At 59.6% G+C, this 18585-nt stretch carries 17 protein-coding genes; 12 read left to right on the top strand and 5 right to left on the bottom strand.

Annotation, left to right across the window (positions count from 1 at the left end):
* Positions 1-134 precede the first annotated feature (134 nt).
* Together PZ897_RS07095 and PZ897_RS07090 are read right to left on the bottom strand one after the other, a co-directional pair.
* Entirely contained in the window at positions 135-494 is a 360-nt protein-coding gene (locus tag PZ897_RS07095) for a cell division protein ZapA (protein ID WP_275751189.1), read from the bottom strand.
* Positions 495-614: 120 nt separating this feature from the next.
* Positions 615-887: a DUF4164 domain-containing protein gene (locus PZ897_RS07090; RefSeq protein ID WP_275751317.1), complete on the bottom strand. Its 273-nt coding sequence runs from the start codon at positions 885-887 to the stop codon at positions 615-617.
* 235 nt (positions 888-1122) lie between these two features.
* On the opposite strand from PZ897_RS07090, the gene tkt reads away from it, so the two are divergent.
* The 7 genes from tkt (at position 1123) to PZ897_RS07055 (ending at position 10953) form a co-directional block, all read left to right on the top strand.
* Positions 1123-3114 (top strand): transketolase, encoded by a 1992-nt coding sequence (gene tkt, locus PZ897_RS07085; RefSeq protein ID WP_275751187.1) that lies wholly within the window; start codon positions 1123-1125, stop codon positions 3112-3114.
* A gap of 46 nt (positions 3115-3160) precedes the next feature.
* Positions 3161-4171 (top strand): type I glyceraldehyde-3-phosphate dehydrogenase, encoded by a 1011-nt coding sequence (gene gap / locus PZ897_RS07080; RefSeq protein WP_275751185.1) that lies wholly within the window; start codon positions 3161-3163, stop codon positions 4169-4171.
* A 268-nt stretch (positions 4172-4439) separates the two neighbouring features.
* Positions 4440-6239, top strand: coding sequence for a potassium/proton antiporter (locus tag PZ897_RS07075; protein ID WP_275751183.1), 1800 nt, complete (start codon positions 4440-4442; stop codon positions 6237-6239).
* Between the two features lie 112 nt (positions 6240-6351).
* On the top strand, positions 6352-7548 hold the full coding sequence (locus PZ897_RS07070) for a phosphoglycerate kinase (RefSeq protein ID WP_275751181.1): 1197 nt from the start codon (positions 6352-6354) through the stop codon (positions 7546-7548).
* Between the two features lie 164 nt (positions 7549-7712).
* Entirely contained in the window at positions 7713-8606 is an 894-nt protein-coding gene (locus tag PZ897_RS07065; RefSeq protein WP_275751180.1) for a fructose bisphosphate aldolase, read from the top strand.
* 116 nt (positions 8607-8722) lie between these two features.
* A complete protein-coding gene (locus PZ897_RS07060) occupies positions 8723-9472 on the top strand; it encodes an SGNH/GDSL hydrolase family protein (RefSeq protein WP_275751178.1) in 750 nt (249 codons plus the stop codon).
* A gap of 242 nt (positions 9473-9714) precedes the next feature.
* Positions 9715-10953 (top strand): MFS transporter, encoded by a 1239-nt coding sequence (locus tag PZ897_RS07055; RefSeq protein ID WP_275751176.1) that lies wholly within the window; start codon positions 9715-9717, stop codon positions 10951-10953.
* Between the two features lie 13 nt (positions 10954-10966).
* Here the strand turns inward: PZ897_RS07055 and PZ897_RS07050 are convergent, their stop codons facing one another.
* On the bottom strand, positions 10967-11947 hold the full coding sequence (locus PZ897_RS07050) for an NAD(P)H-quinone oxidoreductase (RefSeq protein ID WP_275751174.1): 981 nt from the start codon (positions 11945-11947) through the stop codon (positions 10967-10969).
* Positions 11948-12101: 154 nt separating this feature from the next.
* Between PZ897_RS07050 and PZ897_RS07045 the strand changes: the two genes are divergently transcribed.
* Together PZ897_RS07045 and PZ897_RS07040 are read left to right on the top strand one after the other, a co-directional pair.
* A complete protein-coding gene (locus tag PZ897_RS07045; protein WP_275751173.1) occupies positions 12102-12293 on the top strand; it encodes a DUF1192 domain-containing protein in 192 nt (63 codons plus the stop codon).
* Positions 12294-12749: 456 nt separating this feature from the next.
* On the top strand, positions 12750-13268 hold the full coding sequence (locus PZ897_RS07040; RefSeq protein ID WP_275751171.1) for a DUF1465 family protein: 519 nt from the start codon (positions 12750-12752) through the stop codon (positions 13266-13268).
* 158 nt (positions 13269-13426) lie between these two features.
* Here the strand turns inward: PZ897_RS07040 and rpmE are convergent, their stop codons facing one another.
* Entirely contained in the window at positions 13427-13648 is a 222-nt protein-coding gene (gene rpmE / locus PZ897_RS07035) for a 50S ribosomal protein L31 (RefSeq protein WP_275751169.1), read from the bottom strand.
* A 203-nt stretch (positions 13649-13851) separates the two neighbouring features.
* Between rpmE and PZ897_RS07030 the strand changes: the two genes are divergently transcribed.
* The 3 genes from PZ897_RS07030 (at position 13852) to PZ897_RS07020 (ending at position 17547) form a co-directional block, all read left to right on the top strand.
* Entirely contained in the window at positions 13852-15681 is a 1830-nt protein-coding gene (locus PZ897_RS07030) for an ABC transporter transmembrane domain-containing protein (protein ID WP_275751167.1), read from the top strand.
* Positions 15682-15818: 137 nt separating this feature from the next.
* Positions 15819-16730, top strand: a complete 912-nt coding sequence (locus tag PZ897_RS07025; RefSeq protein WP_275751166.1) for a fatty acid desaturase — start codon at positions 15819-15821, stop codon at positions 16728-16730.
* Between the two features lie 28 nt (positions 16731-16758).
* The gene (locus PZ897_RS07020; RefSeq protein WP_275751163.1) at positions 16759-17547 is read left to right on the top strand and encodes a PhnD/SsuA/transferrin family substrate-binding protein; all 789 of its coding nucleotides are present in this window, start codon (positions 16759-16761) and stop codon (positions 17545-17547) included.
* Positions 17548-17553: 6 nt separating this feature from the next.
* Here the strand turns inward: PZ897_RS07020 and PZ897_RS07015 are convergent, their stop codons facing one another.
* Complete coding sequence (locus tag PZ897_RS07015; RefSeq protein ID WP_275751161.1) at positions 17554-18585, bottom strand: peptidoglycan -binding protein; 1032 nt, start codon at positions 18583-18585, stop codon at positions 17554-17556.

Here is an 18585-nt window from a genome sequence, read left to right as displayed (position 1 = left end):
TCATCGCGTGCCCAACTCCAATGAGCAAATCGCTAGGCGCCGATTTATCTCCGCCAGGTGAGGCAGCCGTCCCTTGAGCCGATCTGATGCAATAATGATTTCGCGGATCGGAATGAACCGCGCCCTCGCGGCGATCAGCGCCCGGCGAGTTTGCCGGCGATCATCTCGATCCTGCCCGTGACCTCGCTCAACGCCTGGGCCAGATCCTGGTCGGCCTTGTCGACCTTGGTCAGCGCCGTATCGCGGGTTTTCTTCAGGGTCTCGACTTCGGCTTCGATTCCACGCATCCGCCGCTGCAACTCATGCAGCTCATCCATCACCATGATCCCGGCCATGACGGTAATGCGCAAATCGCCGATTTCTCCAAATTGTCCCTTGAGATGTCCGACATAGCGGTCAAAACGGCCAGCAAGCTCACTCAGGTGCTCTTCCTGCCCCTCCTCGCAGGCCATCCGATAGGTCTTGCTGTCAATGATAACCGTGACCTGAGCCATTCAACACATCCTGTTCTAATTGCCCTGACGCATTTCGGCCAAACCAGACCCGTTTCCCGCACCATTCGCAACCCGGAAATTTCGCAGCCGGGGCATAATGCCGTCCAAGGACCATATCTCTCAGCGGTCGAGAACCGCCCTGATGGTTTCCATGGCTGTTACCAGCCTGCGCGACACCTCGCGGTTGGCTTCTTCCAGACGGTTGGCCCGGTCCTGCGATTGGTCAAGTTCGAGCGCGATGCGAGAGCGATCCTCGATCATCCGGTCCAGTTCCGCCGCCGCTTCGGTCGAATTACGGCTCGCCTCGACTCGCCGGTCAACTTCATTGTCCAGCTGATCCAAGGCTTTGTTTAGAGCTTCAAGTGCAGATTTCGCTGTTGTTTCAGCCGGCATCATCAGCTTCCCCGAATCTGGATTACAAGCCGAATCGCTTGAATTCCCGATACTTGTGAGCGCTACTTTACGCATCAGCCGAACACGTCGTCAACAAAACGACACCGCGCATCCCCAGCCGTATGCAGCCTCGGCCATTATTGACTCCCGTGGGGCAAATGCTATGTGTGCGCGGCCTTCGATCCGGTCCACACATGGTCCGGACCTGACTTGAACGCTACCAGGCGGACCCACCATGATTTCACGCGAAAAACACGACCGGATGGCAAATGCAATCCGGTTTCTGTCAATGGATGCTGTAGAGAAAGCCAAATCCGGACACCCCGGCTTGCCGATGGGTGCTGCCGACATCGCCACGGTGCTTTTTTCTCGCTATCTCAGCTTTGACCCGAAAATGCCCGACTGGCCGGATCGTGATCGGTTTGTACTCTCCGCCGGGCATGGCTCGATGCTGATCTATTCGCTGCTCTATCTGCTCGGATATGACGACATCTCGCTGGAGGATATCAAGAATTTCCGTCAACTGGGCTCTCCCACTGCCGGCCATCCGGAATATGGCCACGCAGCCGGCATCGAGACCACCACCGGCCCGCTCGGTCAGGGCATCGGCAACGCGGTCGGCATGGCGATTGCCGAACGCAAGCTCGCCGCCGAGTTCGGCTCCGACCTGGTCGAACACTACACCTATGTGCTCGCCGGCGACGGCTGCCTGATGGAGGGCATCAGCCAGGAAGCCATCACTCTGGCAGGGCACCTCAAGCTCAACAAGCTCATTCTGTTCTGGGACAACAACTCGATCTCGATCGATGGCCCGGTCTCGCTGACCGATTCAACCGATCAGCTGGCCCGCTTCGGTGCATCGGGCTGGAACACTCTCGACATTGACGGCCATGATCCCGATGCCATTGCACAGGCCATCGAAGCCGCTCAGAAATCCGACCGGCCCACACTGATTGCCGCCAAGACAGTGATCGGCTTTGGCGCGCCCAACAAGTCCGGCACCGCCGGCGCCCACGGCTCGCCATTGGGTGACAAGGAAATCGCCGGCACGCGCGCAGCGCTCGGCTGGAATGAAGAGCCTTTCGACATCCCGTCCGACATTCTTGATACCTGGCGTCTGGCCGGCCTCCGCTCGGTGAAGGACCGGAAAGCCTGGGAAACACGGCTGGCGGCTGCAGAAAACAGCACCCGCATGGCCTTCGAGCGCCGGATGAGCGGCGAATTGCCCGGTGGATTTGATCCCGCCATCATTGCCTATAAAAAGCAACTCGCTGAGGATCTGCCCAATGTTGCCACCCGCAAGGCCTCGGAAATGGCCCTGGAAGTCATCAATGGCGTGGTGCCTGAAACCCTTGGCGGATCAGCAGATCTGACCGGCTCCAACAACACCCGCACCAGTCAGACCAAAGCGATAACACCGGATGACTTTTCGGGACGCTACATCCATTACGGCATACGCGAACATGGCATGGCTGCCATGATGAACGGCATCGCGCTGCATGGCGGACTGATTCCCTATTCCGGCGGATTTCTGATTTTCTCCGATTACTGCCGGCCTTCGATCCGTCTGGCAGCGTTGATGGGCATCCGGGTCATTCATGTGCTGACGCACGACTCCATCGGCCTGGGAGAGGACGGACCGACCCACCAGCCAGTCGAACACATGGCGGCTCTGCGCGCCATACCAAATCTGTTGATGTTCCGCCCCGCCGACGCGGCCGAAACCGCGGAATGCTGGCAGATTGCGCTGGAGCAGGAAAACCGTCCCAGCGGCATCGCGCTGACACGTCAGAATCTGCCCACTGTGCGCACCGGTTTCACCGAGGAAAATCTTTCTGCCTTCGGCGCCTATGATCTGGTTTCGGTCAGTGAAGCCGAAGTCACCATCTTCGCCTCCGGTTCGGAAATCGAAATTGCCCTTGAAGCCCGGAAGATGCTTGAGGCGAATGGCCACACCACCCGCGTGGTCTCTGTGCCTTGTTTTGAGTTGTTCGAAGAGCAGTCGACGGAGTACAAGAGAGCCGTTATCGGAGAGTCCCGGGTCAAGATCGCCATCGAAGCCGGCATCCGCCAGGGATGGGATCGTTTTATCGGTTCGGGCGGCCTGTTTGTCGGCATGACCGGGTTCGGAGCATCTGCGCCCTACAAGGAACTCTACGAGCATTTCGGCATCACCGCCGAGGCAGCGGTTGCCGCGGTCGAAGCCCGTTTACATGATGAAGCCTGATCGTGGATCGGTACAGGCACCCTCAGACCCAGGACGGAGGACTAGCATGAAGACCAAGATTGCCATCAACGGATTTGGCCGTATCGGCCGCAATGTTGTGCGCGCCATTTATGAATCAGGTCGCACCGATATCGACATCGTAGCGATCAACGATCTCGGTCCGGTTGAAACCAATGCCCACCTGTTGCGCTGGGACTCAGTCCACGGCAAATTCCCCAAGTCCGTTGAAGTGGACGGCGACATCATCCGCATCGAAGGCGGCGACTCGTTCAAGGTGTTTGCCGAACGCGACCCGAAGAACCTGCCCTGGGCCGATCTCGGCATCGACATCGTGATGGAATGCACAGGCATCTTCACCGCCAAGGACAAGGCAGCCTTTCACCTCGAAGCCGGCGCCAAGCGGGTTCTGGTGTCGGCTCCTTCGGCGGGTGCGGACAAGACCATCGTCTATGGCGTCAACCACACTTTGCTGACCAAGGATGACATTATTGTCTCCAACGCGTCGTGCACGACCAACTGCCTGGCCCCCGTCGCCCATGTGCTGCACAATGCCATCGGCATTGAAAAGGGCATGATGACCACGATCCATTCCTACACTGGTGACCAGCCGACTCTCGACACCATGCACCAGGATCTCTACCGCGGCCGCGCTGCGGCAGTGTCGATGATCCCGACATCGACCGGGGCCGCCAAGGCCGTGGGTCTGGTCCTGCCCGACCTCAATGGCAAGCTCGATGGCATGTCCATTCGCGTCCCCACCCCCAATGTCTCGGTTGTTGACCTGAAGTTCATCGCCAACCGCGCCACCTCCGTCGAGGAAATCAACAAGGCGATCCGCGAAGCCGCTGATGGCCCGTTGAAGGGCATTCTCGGCTATACCGACGAGCCCAATGTTTCCATCGACTTCAACCACAACCCGCATTCGTCCGTATTCCACATGGACCAGACCAAGGTGATGGAGGGCACCTTGTGCTCGATCCTGACCTGGTATGACAATGAATGGGGCTTCTCCAACCGCATGGGCGACACCGCTGTCGCCATGGCCAAGCTGATTTAGGTCCGCTGCCATTCTGCCGGTAAACGGCTCAGACCAATATCTCGTCGTTGCACCGCCACCATTTGAAAAAATGGTGGCGGTGTTGATTCCAGAGATCGGCAACCGCGCCAGAAAATGATTGTCCGGGGAAGCGGAAACAGGCCCAAATCCCACCTTGTTTCTAAAACAGTGTCGTTTTACGACAACGCAACATTGCTCAGGTTGCCGCCAGCTTCCATACTCGGCGAAACACGCGCGACTTGCAGACAATCAGGACAAGGGACCCCGGTTGGACACATTCTACATTGTGACATTGGCATCGATGTCACTCATCCTCATTGCCGCCTTTTCAAGCCTCCTGGCGGAACGTTTCGGGGCGCCGCTGCTGCTGCTGTTTCTGCTCATCGGGCTGGTTGCCGGCGTCGACGGACTCGGCATCGACTTTTCCAACAATTCCGCAGCCTACATGCTCGGATCGATCGCACTTGCGATCATTCTGTTTGATTCCGGTTACGGAACCTCGTTGCAGTCGTTCAGGCAGGCGGCCATGCCCGCACTGACGCTGGCCACAGTCGGTGTCCTGTTCACGGCCATTCTGTTCGGTCTCGCGGCACGCTTTCTGCTCGGCTTCTCCTGGCTGGAAGGCCTGCTTTTGGGCTCTATCGTCGGCTCCACAGACGCTGCCGCGGTTTTCTTTCTGCTGCGTGCCGGCGGCATCAACATCCAGGACAAGGTCCGCTCGACTTTGGAAGTCGAATCCGGAACCAACGACCCGATGGCAATCTTTCTGACTGCTGCCCTTGTCGGCATCATCGCCAGCGGCGAGGGACTGGAGAGCGCCGGCCCGGATCTGCTGATCCTGTTTGTCGAGCAAATCGGCCTTGGCCTGGTGCTTGGTCTGGGCGGCGGTGTCCTGATTGTGCAGATCATTCGCCGTGTACCGGTGGAACGCGGCCTCGCCCCGATCTTCGTGCTGAGCCTTGCCCTGCTGGTCTTTGCCTACACCTCGGCGATTGGCGGCAGCGGCTTTCTCGCCGTATATGTTGCAGGCATCTATGCCGGCAACAAGAAGATGCAGTCCAAAGCCTCGATCAGGCGCTTCCAGGAAGGCATGACCTGGCTGGCGCAGATCGTCATGTTTCTCGTGCTTGGTCTGCTTGCAACACCCTCGCAGTTTCCGCAGATCGCGCTCCCGGCAATCGGACTGGCGATCTTTCTGGTTTTCATTGCCCGGCCCCTGGCTGTCTGGCTGTGTCTCTTGCCATTTGACCTGAACCAGCGCGAGACCGGCTTCGTTGCCTGGGTCGGCTTGCGTGGCGCCGTCTCCATCCTGCTGGCGATTCTGCCGATCCTCGGCAATCTGGAGAACGGGCAACTCTACTTCAACACCACCTTCATCGTGGTGATGGTCTCGCTCGCTATCCAGGGCTGGACAATCAAGCCGATCGCCCGCCGCCTTGGCTTGATCGTGCCACCACAGATCGGCGCCATCGACAAGCTTGAACTCGACCTGCCTGGAACCGCCAACCACGAACTTCTCGCCTACCGTGTTGTCGCCGACAGTCCGGTCCTGCGCGGCGAACGAATCCCCCGCTGGGCGCGGCCTTCGCTGGTGATTCGCGACGGCAAGTCCATGCGCTATCAATATGCCGGACGGCTGCGCGAAAATGATCAGGTCTATCTGTTCATTGCTCCGGGGTATTCCCGCCTCCTCGACCGCCTTTTCGCCTCCAAGGTCGCAGTCAGCGCAAACGACACCGAATTCTTCGGCACATTCACCATCGACCCTTCCCGGAGCGGCGAAGAACTCGACCGCGCCTACGGGCCGGGACTGCTCAGCGATGCGGATAAATCCATGACGATTGCCGAATTGATGGAGCAACGCCTGGGCGGAAAGCCCGACTATGCCGACCGGGTCAGGATCGGTCGTATTATCCTCATTGTTCGCCAGACCGACGAACAGGGCGCTGCGAAGACGATCGGGATTTCGCTTGAACCCGTCGCAGCGGTCAGCCGTCTGCCGCTGTTCCTGAACTTGCGGGAGATCATTCAGATGGTCAGGGACTACGCCCGCAAACGCCAAACCTGAAGCTCGCCGCCAGAGCCAGGTTTTTCTTCTCCTCGCCTTGCGTCGGATCGGAACCGGTGTAATCTCCGCGCCGAAATCCCGCAGGACAGCAACCCGATGAACGGAACCCGCCATGACCGCTTTCAAGACACTCGACGACCTGAACGACCTTTCCGGCAGGCGGGTCCTGGTGCGCGTCGATCTCAATGTTCCGGTCAAGGATGGCAAGGTTACCGACACCACCCGCATTAAACGGGTCGCGCCCACCATCATGGAACTGTCGGGCAAGGGCGCCCGCGTCATTCTGCTGGCCCATTTCGGCCGCCCCAAGGGCAAAGCGGTTCCGTCCATGTCGCTCGCTTCCATTGCCGGCATTGTCGAAAGCGTACTCGATCACCGTGTCCATTTTGCCGCCGACTGTATCGGAGAGCCGGCGCGGGAGGCCGTCGAGGCGATGGTCGATGGTGATATTCTGCTCTTGGAAAACACCCGGTTTCATGCGGGCGAAGAAGGAAACGACCCCGATTTCGCCAAGGCGCTGTCCGCAAACGGAGACATCTATGTCAATGATGCGTTCTCGGCTGCCCATCGCGCCCATGCGTCGACCGAAGGACTGGCCCATTTTCTGCCCGCCTATGCCGGACGCACCATGCAGGCCGAGTTGATCGCCCTTGAAAAGGGCCTCGGCAATCCCGCCCGCCCGGTTGTCGCCATCGTCGGCGGCGCCAAGGTCTCCACCAAGATCGATTTGCTCAAGAACCTGGTCAAGCAGGTCGATGCACTGGTGATCGGCGGCGGCATGGCCAACACATTCCTGGCCGCCCGCGGCGTCGATGTCGGGCAATCGCTCTGCGAGCACGATCTGGCAGCCACCGCCCGGGACATCGAACAGCAAGCCCAAGCCTCAGGCTGCACTTTGGTGCTGCCGGTGGACGCCGTCGTCGCCCGCGAATTCAAGGCCGGCGCCGACGCCGAAACCGTTGACGTCGAGGCCATTCCCGCAGACGCAATGATGCTTGACGTGGGACCGAAGTCGGTTGAAGCCGTCAAGGCCTGGATCACCAAGGCCGACACCCTGGTCTGGAATGGCCCGCTCGGCGCGTTTGAAATACCGCCGTTTGACACAGCCACGCTCGCCGCCGCCCGCCATGCCGCCAGCCGCACCGAAGAGGGGTTGCTGGTCTCGGTTGCCGGCGGCGGCGACACTGTCTCTGCGCTGAACGCTGCCGGCGTGACAGACGATTTCAGCTATGTCTCCACCGCCGGCGGCGCGTTCCTTGAATGGATGGAAGGCAAGCCCCTGCCCGGCGTCGAGGTTCTGGAAGGCTAGGAAAAACAGCGCGCGCCCCCCGCCCATTAACCCTAGAGGCACTTCTCCAAGCCTTTCAAACGATTGAATTTTTTTCAATCGATTCAAGCCGCCGCCAGCCTATTCTCTCCACATCGCCGCATCTGTTAAAGCATCCGCAAGATACTGTCATACAGGGGTTAGGCATGATGAACACAACCATGGCGCAACAGATGGCGGAAAAGGACGGCTTCATAGCCGCGCTCGACCAGTCGGGCGGCTCCACACCCAAGGCACTCAAGCTCTACGGCGTGGCGGAAGACGCCTACTCCAATGACGAGGAGATGTTTGCCCTGATCCACGCCATGCGGGCTCGCATCATCAAGTCGCCTGCCTTCACTGGCGAAAAGGTCATCGGGGCCATCCTGTTTGAGCGCACCATGGACGGCGAGATTGATGGTGTTCCCACCGCCGATTATCTCTGGGACACGCGCTCCATCGTGCCGTTCCTGAAAGTCGACAAGGGCTTGATGGACGACGCCAACGGCGTCCAGTTGATGAAGCCAATCAGCGGTCTTGATGCGCTGTTGCAGCGCGCGGGTGCCAAGAACATCTTCGGCACCAAGATGCGGTCTGTCATCAATGCCGCAAACAAGGATGGGATCGAGGCAATCGTCGCCCAGCAATTCGAGATCGGCAAGCAGATTCTCGACCACGGCCTGATGCCGATCCTCGAACCGGAAGTCAACATCAAGATTGCCGACAAGGCCGAAGCGGAACAATTGCTTTTGGAGGCGATCAGACGGCACCTCGACACCATACCGGCCGGGCAGCAGATCATGCTGAAACTCTCGTTGCCGACAGTGACCAATCTTTACAAGCCGCTGGTTGACGATCCGCGCGTCATGCGCGTTGTTGCGCTCTCGGGTGGCCATTCCCGCGCCGAGGCCAACCGTCTGCTCGACGCCAACAGCGGAGTCATCGCCTCCTTCTCGCGCGCTTTGACCGAAGGGCTGTCACACAACCAGACAGATGCCGATTTTGATGCCATGCTTGCCACCACGATCGACAGCATTTTTGAAGCTTCTCGCGCGGGCTGACGGCCATCATCCAGACGGATTTGTTTCAACCCGCCGTGGCAACATGGCGGGTTGCCTTTTATGGTAATCCGGTTTTTAGCAGGTGATGCCGCAAACCCGGAGAGACGATAAACGCCATGAACCATTTCCTTGCCGGCCCAATCAGTTGGGTGCTGGCGCCGCTCGCCCTCGCCAAAGGTCTTGGCGTCCGCAAGATTGCGCCTCGCCTTCCACCGCCCGTTGGGCGCCTGAGAGGCCAGGCTGGAACCGGAGCGGCTGAAATCCGTCTGCTGGTGATAGGCGATTCTTCGGCCGCCGGTGTCGGTGCCAGCCGGATCGAAGACACGCTCGGACCACAACTCGCAACGAGTCTCCACCAGGCCAGCGGCAAAGCGGTGTCCTGGCGTATTGCCGGGGCCAATTCGGCCATTGCCGCGCAGATTCGCGACCATGTCATCCCCAACATCGAGGAACGCGACTTTACCCATGTGGTTGTCACGGTCGGCACCAATGACGCCAAGAATTTCGTCAGCCGGTCTGCCTTCAAGAAGGGCTTTGGCGGACTTCTTTATGCGGCCCATGCCCGCTGGCCCGACGCCAAGGTTTTCTGGTCGCCGGTCGTGTCCATGTCCGATTTCCCCGCGCTGCCACCTACCCTGAAATTCATCCTTGGACTGCGTGTCGGCATCATCAATGCGACGGGCGCCCAGTTGTGCCGCGAACGGTATGCGACCGCGGTGGAGCCGCTCCCGGTCGAAGGGCCCGAAGGCTTCGCCATTGACGGATTTCATGCCAATGCCCTGGGTTACCGGCATTGGGCCCAGCACCTGACACGGTTCATGCTGGCCGAAGCACCAGCGCCATCATCATTGCAAAGATCAGAATAAGAGCGATTTTCCAGACATCGGCGCGCCGCGTGAGCCCTGGCAACCCGAAAGGCTTGATCAGGTGCAGGACCATGGCCACCAGAACCAGAATGAGCAGTATTTTTATCGCCATGCGCCGCGCCTTTTTCGCTTTGGCCTTATACCTGTCATGATCTTGATCAATCAGCTAGGCTTATCCCGGTCCCAGTAGTGATTCCGGTCAAACTTCAGTCCCTGAAACCCTTTCCACACAACGGTCCCTCATGCGCAGCAATCTTCTTCCCGTCGTATCCTTGCTGCTGGGCACAGCATTCCTGCTCGCAGGCAATGGTCTGCATGGTCTGTTGCTGCCCATGCGCGGTACCGCCGAAGGGTTTTCCCCGACCTCGCTCGGCCTGCTGGGCACCAGTTGGGCGACCGGTTTCGTGCTCGGGTGCATCTTCTCGCAAAGACTGGTACGCCGCATCGGCCATGTCCGCGCCTTCTCTGCGTTTTCGGCATTGATTGCCATTATCGCCCTGCTGACCGGTTTGCTGGTCGACCCAATCAGCTGGATCCTGCTTCGCGTCGTGACCGGCTTCTCGCTGGCGGCAGCTTTCATGATCATCGAGAGCTGGCTCAACGAGCGCGCCACAAACGAGACCCGCGGCCTGATCTTCTCGCTGTACATGACGGTTACCTATATCGCCATTGTCGCAGGCCAGATGAGCATCGCGCTCGGAGATATCTCGCAATCGACCTTCTTCATGGTTGCCGGCATTCTGTATTGTCTGGCGCTGTTGCCCACGGCGGTATCCAACGCCTCCAGCCCGGCGCCGTTGAAAGAGGTCAAGCTTGACCTCAAGATGATCTATCGCAATTCGCCCGTCTCGTTCGTGGCAATGCTGCTGATCGGGATCGCCAATGGTGCTTTTGGCACATTGGCGCCGGTTTTCGGCGCCAATGTCGAACTGACCGCGCTCACCATCGCCACCATGATGTCGATCACCATTTTTTCCGGAGCTGTCATGCAACTTCCCGCAGGGCGCATGTCTGACCGCATGGACCGGCGCTATGTACTGGCCGCTCTCGCTGCCACCGCCGGCATCTCGGGCCTCGCCATCACCATCATCAAACCATCCGGCATATCGGTTCTGTTTGGGCTGATTTCGCTTTACGGCGCGATGTCCTACACGCTGTATTCGATCATCGTTGCCCACGCCAACGATTACGCTGACAACGATCAGTTCGTCACCGTCTCCGGTGGCCTGCTGCTGCTTTACGGGGTGGGCACGATTATTGGTCCGCTCGTCGGCGGCATAGTCATGGCCTACAACCCCTATCTGCTGTTCGCTGTCACTGCCGCGTCCCATGTCGGTGTTGCCGGCTATGCGCTGTTTAGAACCCGCATGCGGGCTGCCATACCGGCCGACGAACGAGAGAATTTCGCCTCGATTCCCTCCGCCCGGGCGGCCACTCCGGAATCGATCAACCTCGACCCCCGCGCCCCGCACGAGCTCTGACGGTGTCGGGATTTCAGCTCATGTCGAGAACGATCTTGCCGATGTGCTCACCATCCTCCATCCGCTGATGGGCGGCCGATGCCTGCTCCAGCGGAAAGATCGAGTCCAGCACCGGAAGCACGGTTCGCGCCGTCAGCAGCGGCCAGACATGGCGGTGCAGTTCGGTGGCGATCAACGCCTTGAAAGGGATTTCCCGGGCTCTGAGTGTGGAACCTGTGTGAGTGAGCCGCTTCATCATCAACAGAGAAAAATCGGCTTCAGCCTTGCGTCCGCGCAAGAACGCAATCTGTACGATACGGCCTTCGATCGCGGCCGCCTGATAATTGCGGGTAATGTAGTCACCACCCACCATATCCAGGATGAGATCCGCACCCTTGCCATCGGTCGCATCCTTGACCGCCGCGACAAAATCACTGTCGCGATAGTTTATCGCCAGATCGGCGCCCAATTCACGCATGGCTGAGCATTTTGCCTCAGTGCCGGCGGTGGCCAATACACGGGCACCAAAAGCTTTGGCCAGCTGAATTGCGGTCGTGCCGATGCCCGAGGTGCCGCCATGCACCAGAAATGTTTCGCCCGACTTGAGCCCACCGCGCTGGAAGACATTGTGCCAGACCGTAAAGAAGGTTTCGGGGATGGCCGCTGCTTCTGTCATGGTCAGTGCATTGGGAGCCGGCAGCGCGTTGGTTTCGTCGACGCTGCAATATTCTGCGTAGCCACCGCCGGGCACCAGCCCGCAAACAACATCGCCCGGCTTGAACGCCGTCACCTCAGATCCGATCTCCACGACTTCGCCGGCGATCTCCAGACCCGGGATATCGGAGGCACCCGCTGGCGGCGGATAGGCGCCCTGCCGTTGCAGACAATCGGGACGGTTCACACCGGCCGCGGCCACCTTGACCAGCAGTTCGGCCTTGCCCGGGACCGGCTTTTCCCGCGTCGTCAAGGTGAGAACCTCGGGTCCACCGGGTTGACGAATTTCAATTGCACGCATCAAATCACTCTCCTGCTGTCGCTTTTCCACAGCTTAGGCACCGGTTAGGTTAACGGCAATGCCGACGGACGAGAGCAGCAGCTGCCATATGAGCCAAGATGTGGATCCTGGCAGGTCCATGTTTGCGCAGTGTGCCAAAGAGGGAGTTGACCACATGTTCGCAGATGATGAGCGCCCGAAACCAGAAAAGCTCCACGAGATCGGATCCGACCTGACATTCCTGTCAGCCGGAGAGCTCGAGGAGCGAATCGCCGTATTACGTGCCGAAATAGAGCGTCTTGAAGCAGACAAGACCACCAAGACAACAAGTCGAAGTGCTGCCGAAGGATTTTTCAAGATAAAATAAATCAACCAATGCAATATGTTATCAACAAGATTTCCTTTGTTAAGCTTCGGTTAAGCTTTACAAGTCTTTACTAGGGCATCCGGGTTTCCTGGATTTGACAGTCTGACCCAGTGTCTCACTGTCTGACGCCTCCCTGTTAAACTCTTGAGAGCCGCTGGTGCGGCTCTTTTTTTGTCTTGATGCTGTCCGAGAGAGCCTGTTAGGGTGGCTTTCAGCGCAGCGCAGGGCTGTGCGCCGTTGTATTCGATTCCCTCGACCAAGCCAGAAACCGGAGCCGGACAGCAGGAAAACCGGTAGAATTGTCAGCTGTTGCGGCGCACCGACCGCGTTAACCCTTTCTTAAGAATGAACTTGCCGCAACAGGGCTCTCGGGCCAGACTACAGAGGCTCGGCGGCGATAAAAACGCCAAGCAAATGCCGCTTACCCAGTATTTTGCAATCAGGAATTTTCGGCCAATGTCTGAAACCAGCCTCAACACCGTCAACCTTGCAGATCGCATGGCAAATTCATCCCAGTTCAAGGCGCTCTACGCCGAGGGTATGGGGCTTGTTGAGGAGACCGCAAACTATCTTGATGGCCCGGGCCGGGCTGCATCGAAAGGTTTGCCACGGCTGGCTGGCGTTCTCTACGCCGCAGAATCCATGCGCCTGACCACGCGACTGATGCAGATGGCGTCCTGGCTGCTGCTGCAGCGCGCCGTCAACAACGGCGAAATGAACCGGGATCAGGTTCTGGCCGAGAAAAACAAGGTCCGCCTCGACAGCTTCAATTGCGATCGCGCGGCACAGGGCTGGAATGATCTGCCCGACAGCTTCAGAGATCTGGTTGAGCGCTCCTTGCGCATCCAGAACCGGGTGGCGTTGCTTGATCGCGAAATCTACCGCCCCGCGGAAGCAGCAGCCCTGAAGCCCGACAATGAAAACTCGGTCCAGGCGCAGCAGCATCTGCTGCAGACAGTCTTTGCCAAGCGCTGACGCGGCAACATTTCACCCCAGCACAATTGCAAAAAGCCCGCGGCACTCCCCGCGGGTTTTTTTGCATTCGCGGTCACGGGCAGGCGCATTCGACACTTTGACAACAAAAAACCCGCCGAAAACCGGCGGGTCTTGATGCTCGGCGCTGGGCCAGCGTCTTAGAGGCTGAGGCCTTCGAAACGCTTCTTGAACTTTGAGAGACGGCCGCCACGGTCCAGCATCTGCTGATTGCCGCCGGTCCATGCCGGATGCGACTTGGGGTCGATCTCGAGGTTCATGGTGTCGCCTTCGGCGCCCCAGGTCGACTTGGTCATGTATTCTGTGCCGTCCGTCATGACCACTTTGATCATGTGGTACTCGGGGTGGATGTTTGCCTTCATCTTCTTTGTCCTGCCTTTGGGAGGCCCCTGCGCAGCTTTGCTTGCGGCATTTTGGCCAAACACATAAATGAAGCCGATGTCCGACCGAACAACGACTTCCCAATTCAATGGCGAGCCTATACATGAAGGCTCAGTTGATAACAAGGGCCGCGTCAGTTTTTGCAGGTCCGCATCGATGCTGAATGCGCAGACCTGGAGAAGACGTGGCTGATCAATCCGACACAAACAAGACGGCGCGCCGGTCGGTACGCCCGCTGACCCGGCTTTACCCCTATGTCAGACGCTATCCCCATCTGGTCATCGGCGCTCTCGCCTTCCTGTCGCTGGCAGCAGTCACCACGCTGACATTGCCGCTGGCTGTCCGGCGGATGATCGATCATGGGTTTTCTGGACAGGATGCCGGCTTCATCAACACCTATTTCTCCATGCTGGCAGGGATTGCCATTATCCTGGCCCTGGCCTCGGCGTGCCGCTACTACTTCGTCATCACCCTGGGAGAGAGGGTGGTCTCCGACATCCGTCGCGACGTCTTCGACCACGTCACGAAACTGTCCGCCGCCTTTTACGATGCCAACCGCTCGGGCGAAATTGTTTCGCGGCTGACCGCAGACACAACCCAGATCAAATCGACTGTCGGCGCCACCGCTTCGCTCGCCTTGCGCAATACCATTTTGTGCATCGGCGCCGGTGCGATGATGTTCATCACCTCGCCCAAGCTTTCCGGCCTGGTCCTTATTGCCATCCCGCTGATCGTGTTTCCGCTGGTAGGCTTTGGCCGCAAGGTGCGAGCGCGGTCGCGCATTGCCCAGGACAGCCTGGCCGAAGCCATGACATTCGCCGGTGAGGCGATCGGCGCGACCCGCACGGTCCAGGCGTTCAACACCGAAGCCCGCGCCCAGACCCGCTTCAGCGAGGCGGTCGAGACCGCCTTCACTGCGGCGCGGAAGTCGATTCTGGCGCGCTCGGTTCTGACCGGTTTTGCCATCTCCATGGCGTTCGGATCCGTGGTGGCTGTCTTGTGGTACGGTGCCCAGTCGGTGCTGGTCGGAGAACTCTCGCCCGGAACCCTGGGACAGTTTCTGATGTATTCGGTGTTTGCGGCGGGCAGCCTTGGCGCCCTGTCGGAAGTCTGGGGCGAACTCTCCCAGGCCGCCGGCGCCGCCGAACGGCTGAGCGAACTGCTGGACGAGGTGCCCGAGATCCGCGCGCCGGCGACGCCAACCCCCCTGCCGTCGCCCGCAATCGGCGATATCCGGTTCGACGCAGTGCGTTTTGCCTATCCGGCCCGGCCCGACACCTCGGCGCTGACCGGAACCAGTTTCCATGTCCGCCCCGGCGAAACCGTTGCCGTCGTCGGTGCGTCAGGCGCTGGAAAATCCACGCTGTTTTCACTGATCCTGCGGTTTTATGATGCGACCGAAGGCGCAGTCTTCGTTGACCATGTCGATGTCCGCGACGCCGATCCGGCCGAGGTGCGCGCCCGTATCGCGCTGGTGCCTCAGGATGTGACGATCTTCGCCGGCAGCGTTGGCGACAATATCGCCTTCGGCCGCTCGGATGCGAGCCAGGCCGAGATCGAGGCCGCCGCCAAGGCAGCGCAGGCGCATGAGTTCATCATGGCACTGGACAAGGGGTATGAGACGCCGGTGGGCGAGCGCGGCATCACCCTGTCAGGCGGCCAGCGCCAGCGGGTGGCGATTGCCCGCGCCATCCTGCGTGACGCGCCGATTCTTCTGCTCGATGAGGCCACCTCGGCGCTCGATTCCGAGAACGAGACACTGGTCCAGACCGCCCTTGATGGATTGATGCACAACCGCACCACAATTGTTATTGCGCACCGCCTTGCCACCGTGCTCAGCGCTGATCGCATTCTGGTCATGGACAAGGGACAGATCGTCGAACAGGGCAGCCATGCGCAACTGGTGGCCCGCGGCGGGCTCTACGCCCGGCTTGCGCGTTTGCAGTTCGAGTTCGGCGCAGAGGCGCTCACTCTCGATGATGCGCAGTCGGTGAAAGTGAAAGCCGGCGAATAATTTTTTGAGACAATCGGTAACATTCTTGTGATCCCCCTCAAATCAGGGTAATTGTGAGCTGTTCGACTGGAAGCCACGCGGGGGATGGGACCTCTGTCCGCGGGCTATAACGGGAACATTTAGAAGGTGTATCCACAATGCGGAATGACGCGGAGTGGCGGACCCTGCTGTTGGCAGCCGTTTGCTATGCTGTGTGGTTGTTGCTGACGTTTGGGTGGGCTGACTTGCCGGACATCATACGTGTCCTGGTCCTGATCCCGACGATCACGCTACATTCCTCGCTCCAACATGAATTCTTACACGGTCATCCTTTCAGAAACCAGAAAATCAACGATCTCCTGATCGCCCCGCCAATCGGAGTGCTGGTGCCTTACCTGCGCTTCAAATCCTGTCACCTTAATCACCACATCAACGAAAACATCACCGACCCCTATGACGACCCGGAGAGCTATTACCTCGACCGCGAAGTCTGGGCCTCGGTTCCCGCGGGGTTCAAGGCCTTGCTGGTGGCCAACAACACGCTCGCCGGACGGATCACGATCGGACCAGGGCTTGCCAGCATCGGGTTTGTCCGCAGCGAGTACAGGCGGGCTCGGGCCGGTGACGCCGACATACTCGCTGTGTGGGTGGTTCACGCAATGGCTGTCGCCGTGCTCTTCTGGTTGATCAGCCGCTATGGCGCTCTCTCTCCGCTAGCCTATTTCATCGCCGCCTATTTCGGCATGGGGCTGCTGATGGTGCGCTCCTTCATCGAGCATCAGGCCGTTGAAAAAGCCAACCAGCGTTCGGTGATCATCGAGACCAGAGGGCCGCTGAGCCTGCTGTTTCTGAACAACAACTTCCACTCGGTGCATCATGCCTATCCGTCGCTCGCCTGGTACCGTATTCCCGGCTTTTTCCGGGAGAACAGGGCACGGTTCCTGCGGATGAACGGCAACTACCGCTATGAAAGCTATTGGGAGGTATTCCGCCACTTTGGATTCCGCCCCAAGGAGCCCGTTGCCTGGCCCATCGAAGCCACACGCAAGCGCAGGGGCAACAGGGCGTGACCGGTTCTGCCGACCGGGAGACGGCGCCATGACCGGCGCGGTCTCCCTCCCGATGTATGACTGGCCGGAAATCCGCAAGGAAACTGACAGGCTCTGGCAGGCCATTCATCGGCAACTGACAGAGCGCGGAATAGCGGCGCCGGCAAGTCTTGACCGGCGGATGGATCTGGAAGCACTCTGGACCGATCCTGATCTGATCCTGTCCCAGACCTGCGGCTACCCCTACGCGCACCGGCTGGCGAACACCGCGACGCTTGTCGCAACGCCGGCGCACGAATTGACCGGTGCTGCGCCCGGCCACTACTACAGCGTTCTCGTCGCACGAAGAAACCGCCAGCCGAAGAATTTGGCCGAGCTCGAGCACAAGCGCTTTGCCTACAACATGGCGCACTCGCAGTCGGGCTTCGCAGCGCCGGTCCGGCTTCTGGCCGCCACCGGCCATGTTTCCAGCCCTCCACCCCTGCAAACCGGATCCCATCGCGCCTCGATTCAGGCCGTCGCCCGATCGGAGGCCGACTGGGCCGCCATTGATGCGGTGACGTGGCAGTTGGCCTTGCGGCATGAGCCGGCGGCAGGTGACCTTGCGGTCATTGCCAGAACGCCCGAGACACCCGCGTTGCCGCTGATAACAGGCAGCAACCACGCCGGGCAATCAGACATCATTGCTGATGCCGTCGATGCCGCTATCCAGGGGTTGGACGAAGAGGTCCGCAAGGCAGTTCTTGTCACCGGATCAAAGCGTTTCAAACCAGCGGACTATGCACCGTTTGCGGTCCCTGTGCCGATCGGAAAGGCTCTCCCGCGCATGACCGGCTGAAACCGCTCAGCGTTCGGTCAGCTTGAGTTCGATACGGCGGTTTGTGGCTCTGTCCAGATCGCTGTCACCTTCGGCAATCGGCTGGAATTCGCCAAATCCGGCCGCCACCAGGCGGTTGGCCGGCACGCCTTCCGCGATCAGATATTTGACCACCGATGTCGCCCGTGCGCTGGAGAGTTCCCAGTTGTCGGCATAACGGCCGTTACCCGACAACGGCACATTGTCGGTATGGCCATCGACGCGCAGGACCCAGTTGATCTCGTCGGGAATCTCCCGGGCGAGCTCGATGATCGCTTCTGCGAGCTTGCTCATCTGCTCTTGGCCCGCCGGGTTAAGCACATTGCCGCCGGAGGGAAACAGCACTTCTGACTGGAACACGAAACGGTCGCCGACCACCCGCACATCCTCGCGGCTTGCCAGGATTTCCCGCAAGCGGCCGAAGAAGTCCGAGCGGTAGCGGTTGAGTTCCTGCACCCGCTGCGCCAGAGCCACATTCAGGCGGCGTCCGAGATCGGCAATCTTGGCCTGGGTTTCCCGGTCCTTGCTCTCGGAAACGTCGAGCGCATCCTCAAGTGCCGCAAGCTGGGTTCTCAGCGCTGAAATCTGCTGGTTCAGCAAATCGACCTGGTTGAGAGCCCGCTGCGATATCTTCTTCTCCGCATCCAGCGTTTGCGACAACGTGCCGATTTTCTCCTCCGCGGCAGCGCTTGCACCCGAGCCGCTGGCCAGCAATTCCTGCAAGCGGGACCTGTCCGATTCGGATTCCGACAAAGAGGCCTGCAAATTGGCAAGTGTATCCTCAAGATCCTGCTTGCCCGATTGTTCAAGCGCCAGCAGCTGGGTCAGCTCATTGATCTGGCTGTTAAGCCGGTTGAGCACCTCGTCCCGGCCGGAAATTTCGCGCGAGAGAAAAAACTGCGCCAGAACGAACACAGTGAGCAGAAACATGATCGCCAGCAGCAGGGTCGACAGGGCATCGACAAAACCCGGCCAGTAATCGACCGCCCGCTCGCGCCGCCTGTTGCGTGCCAGCGCCAT

Origin of the sequence: Hoeflea sp. YIM 152468, from assembly GCF_029210485.1 — a bacterium.
Lineage (GTDB): Bacteria > Pseudomonadota > Alphaproteobacteria > Rhizobiales > Rhizobiaceae > Hoeflea.
The sequence above is the reverse complement of the archived record's forward strand: the minus strand, read 5'-3'. Positions and strand labels throughout refer to the sequence as shown.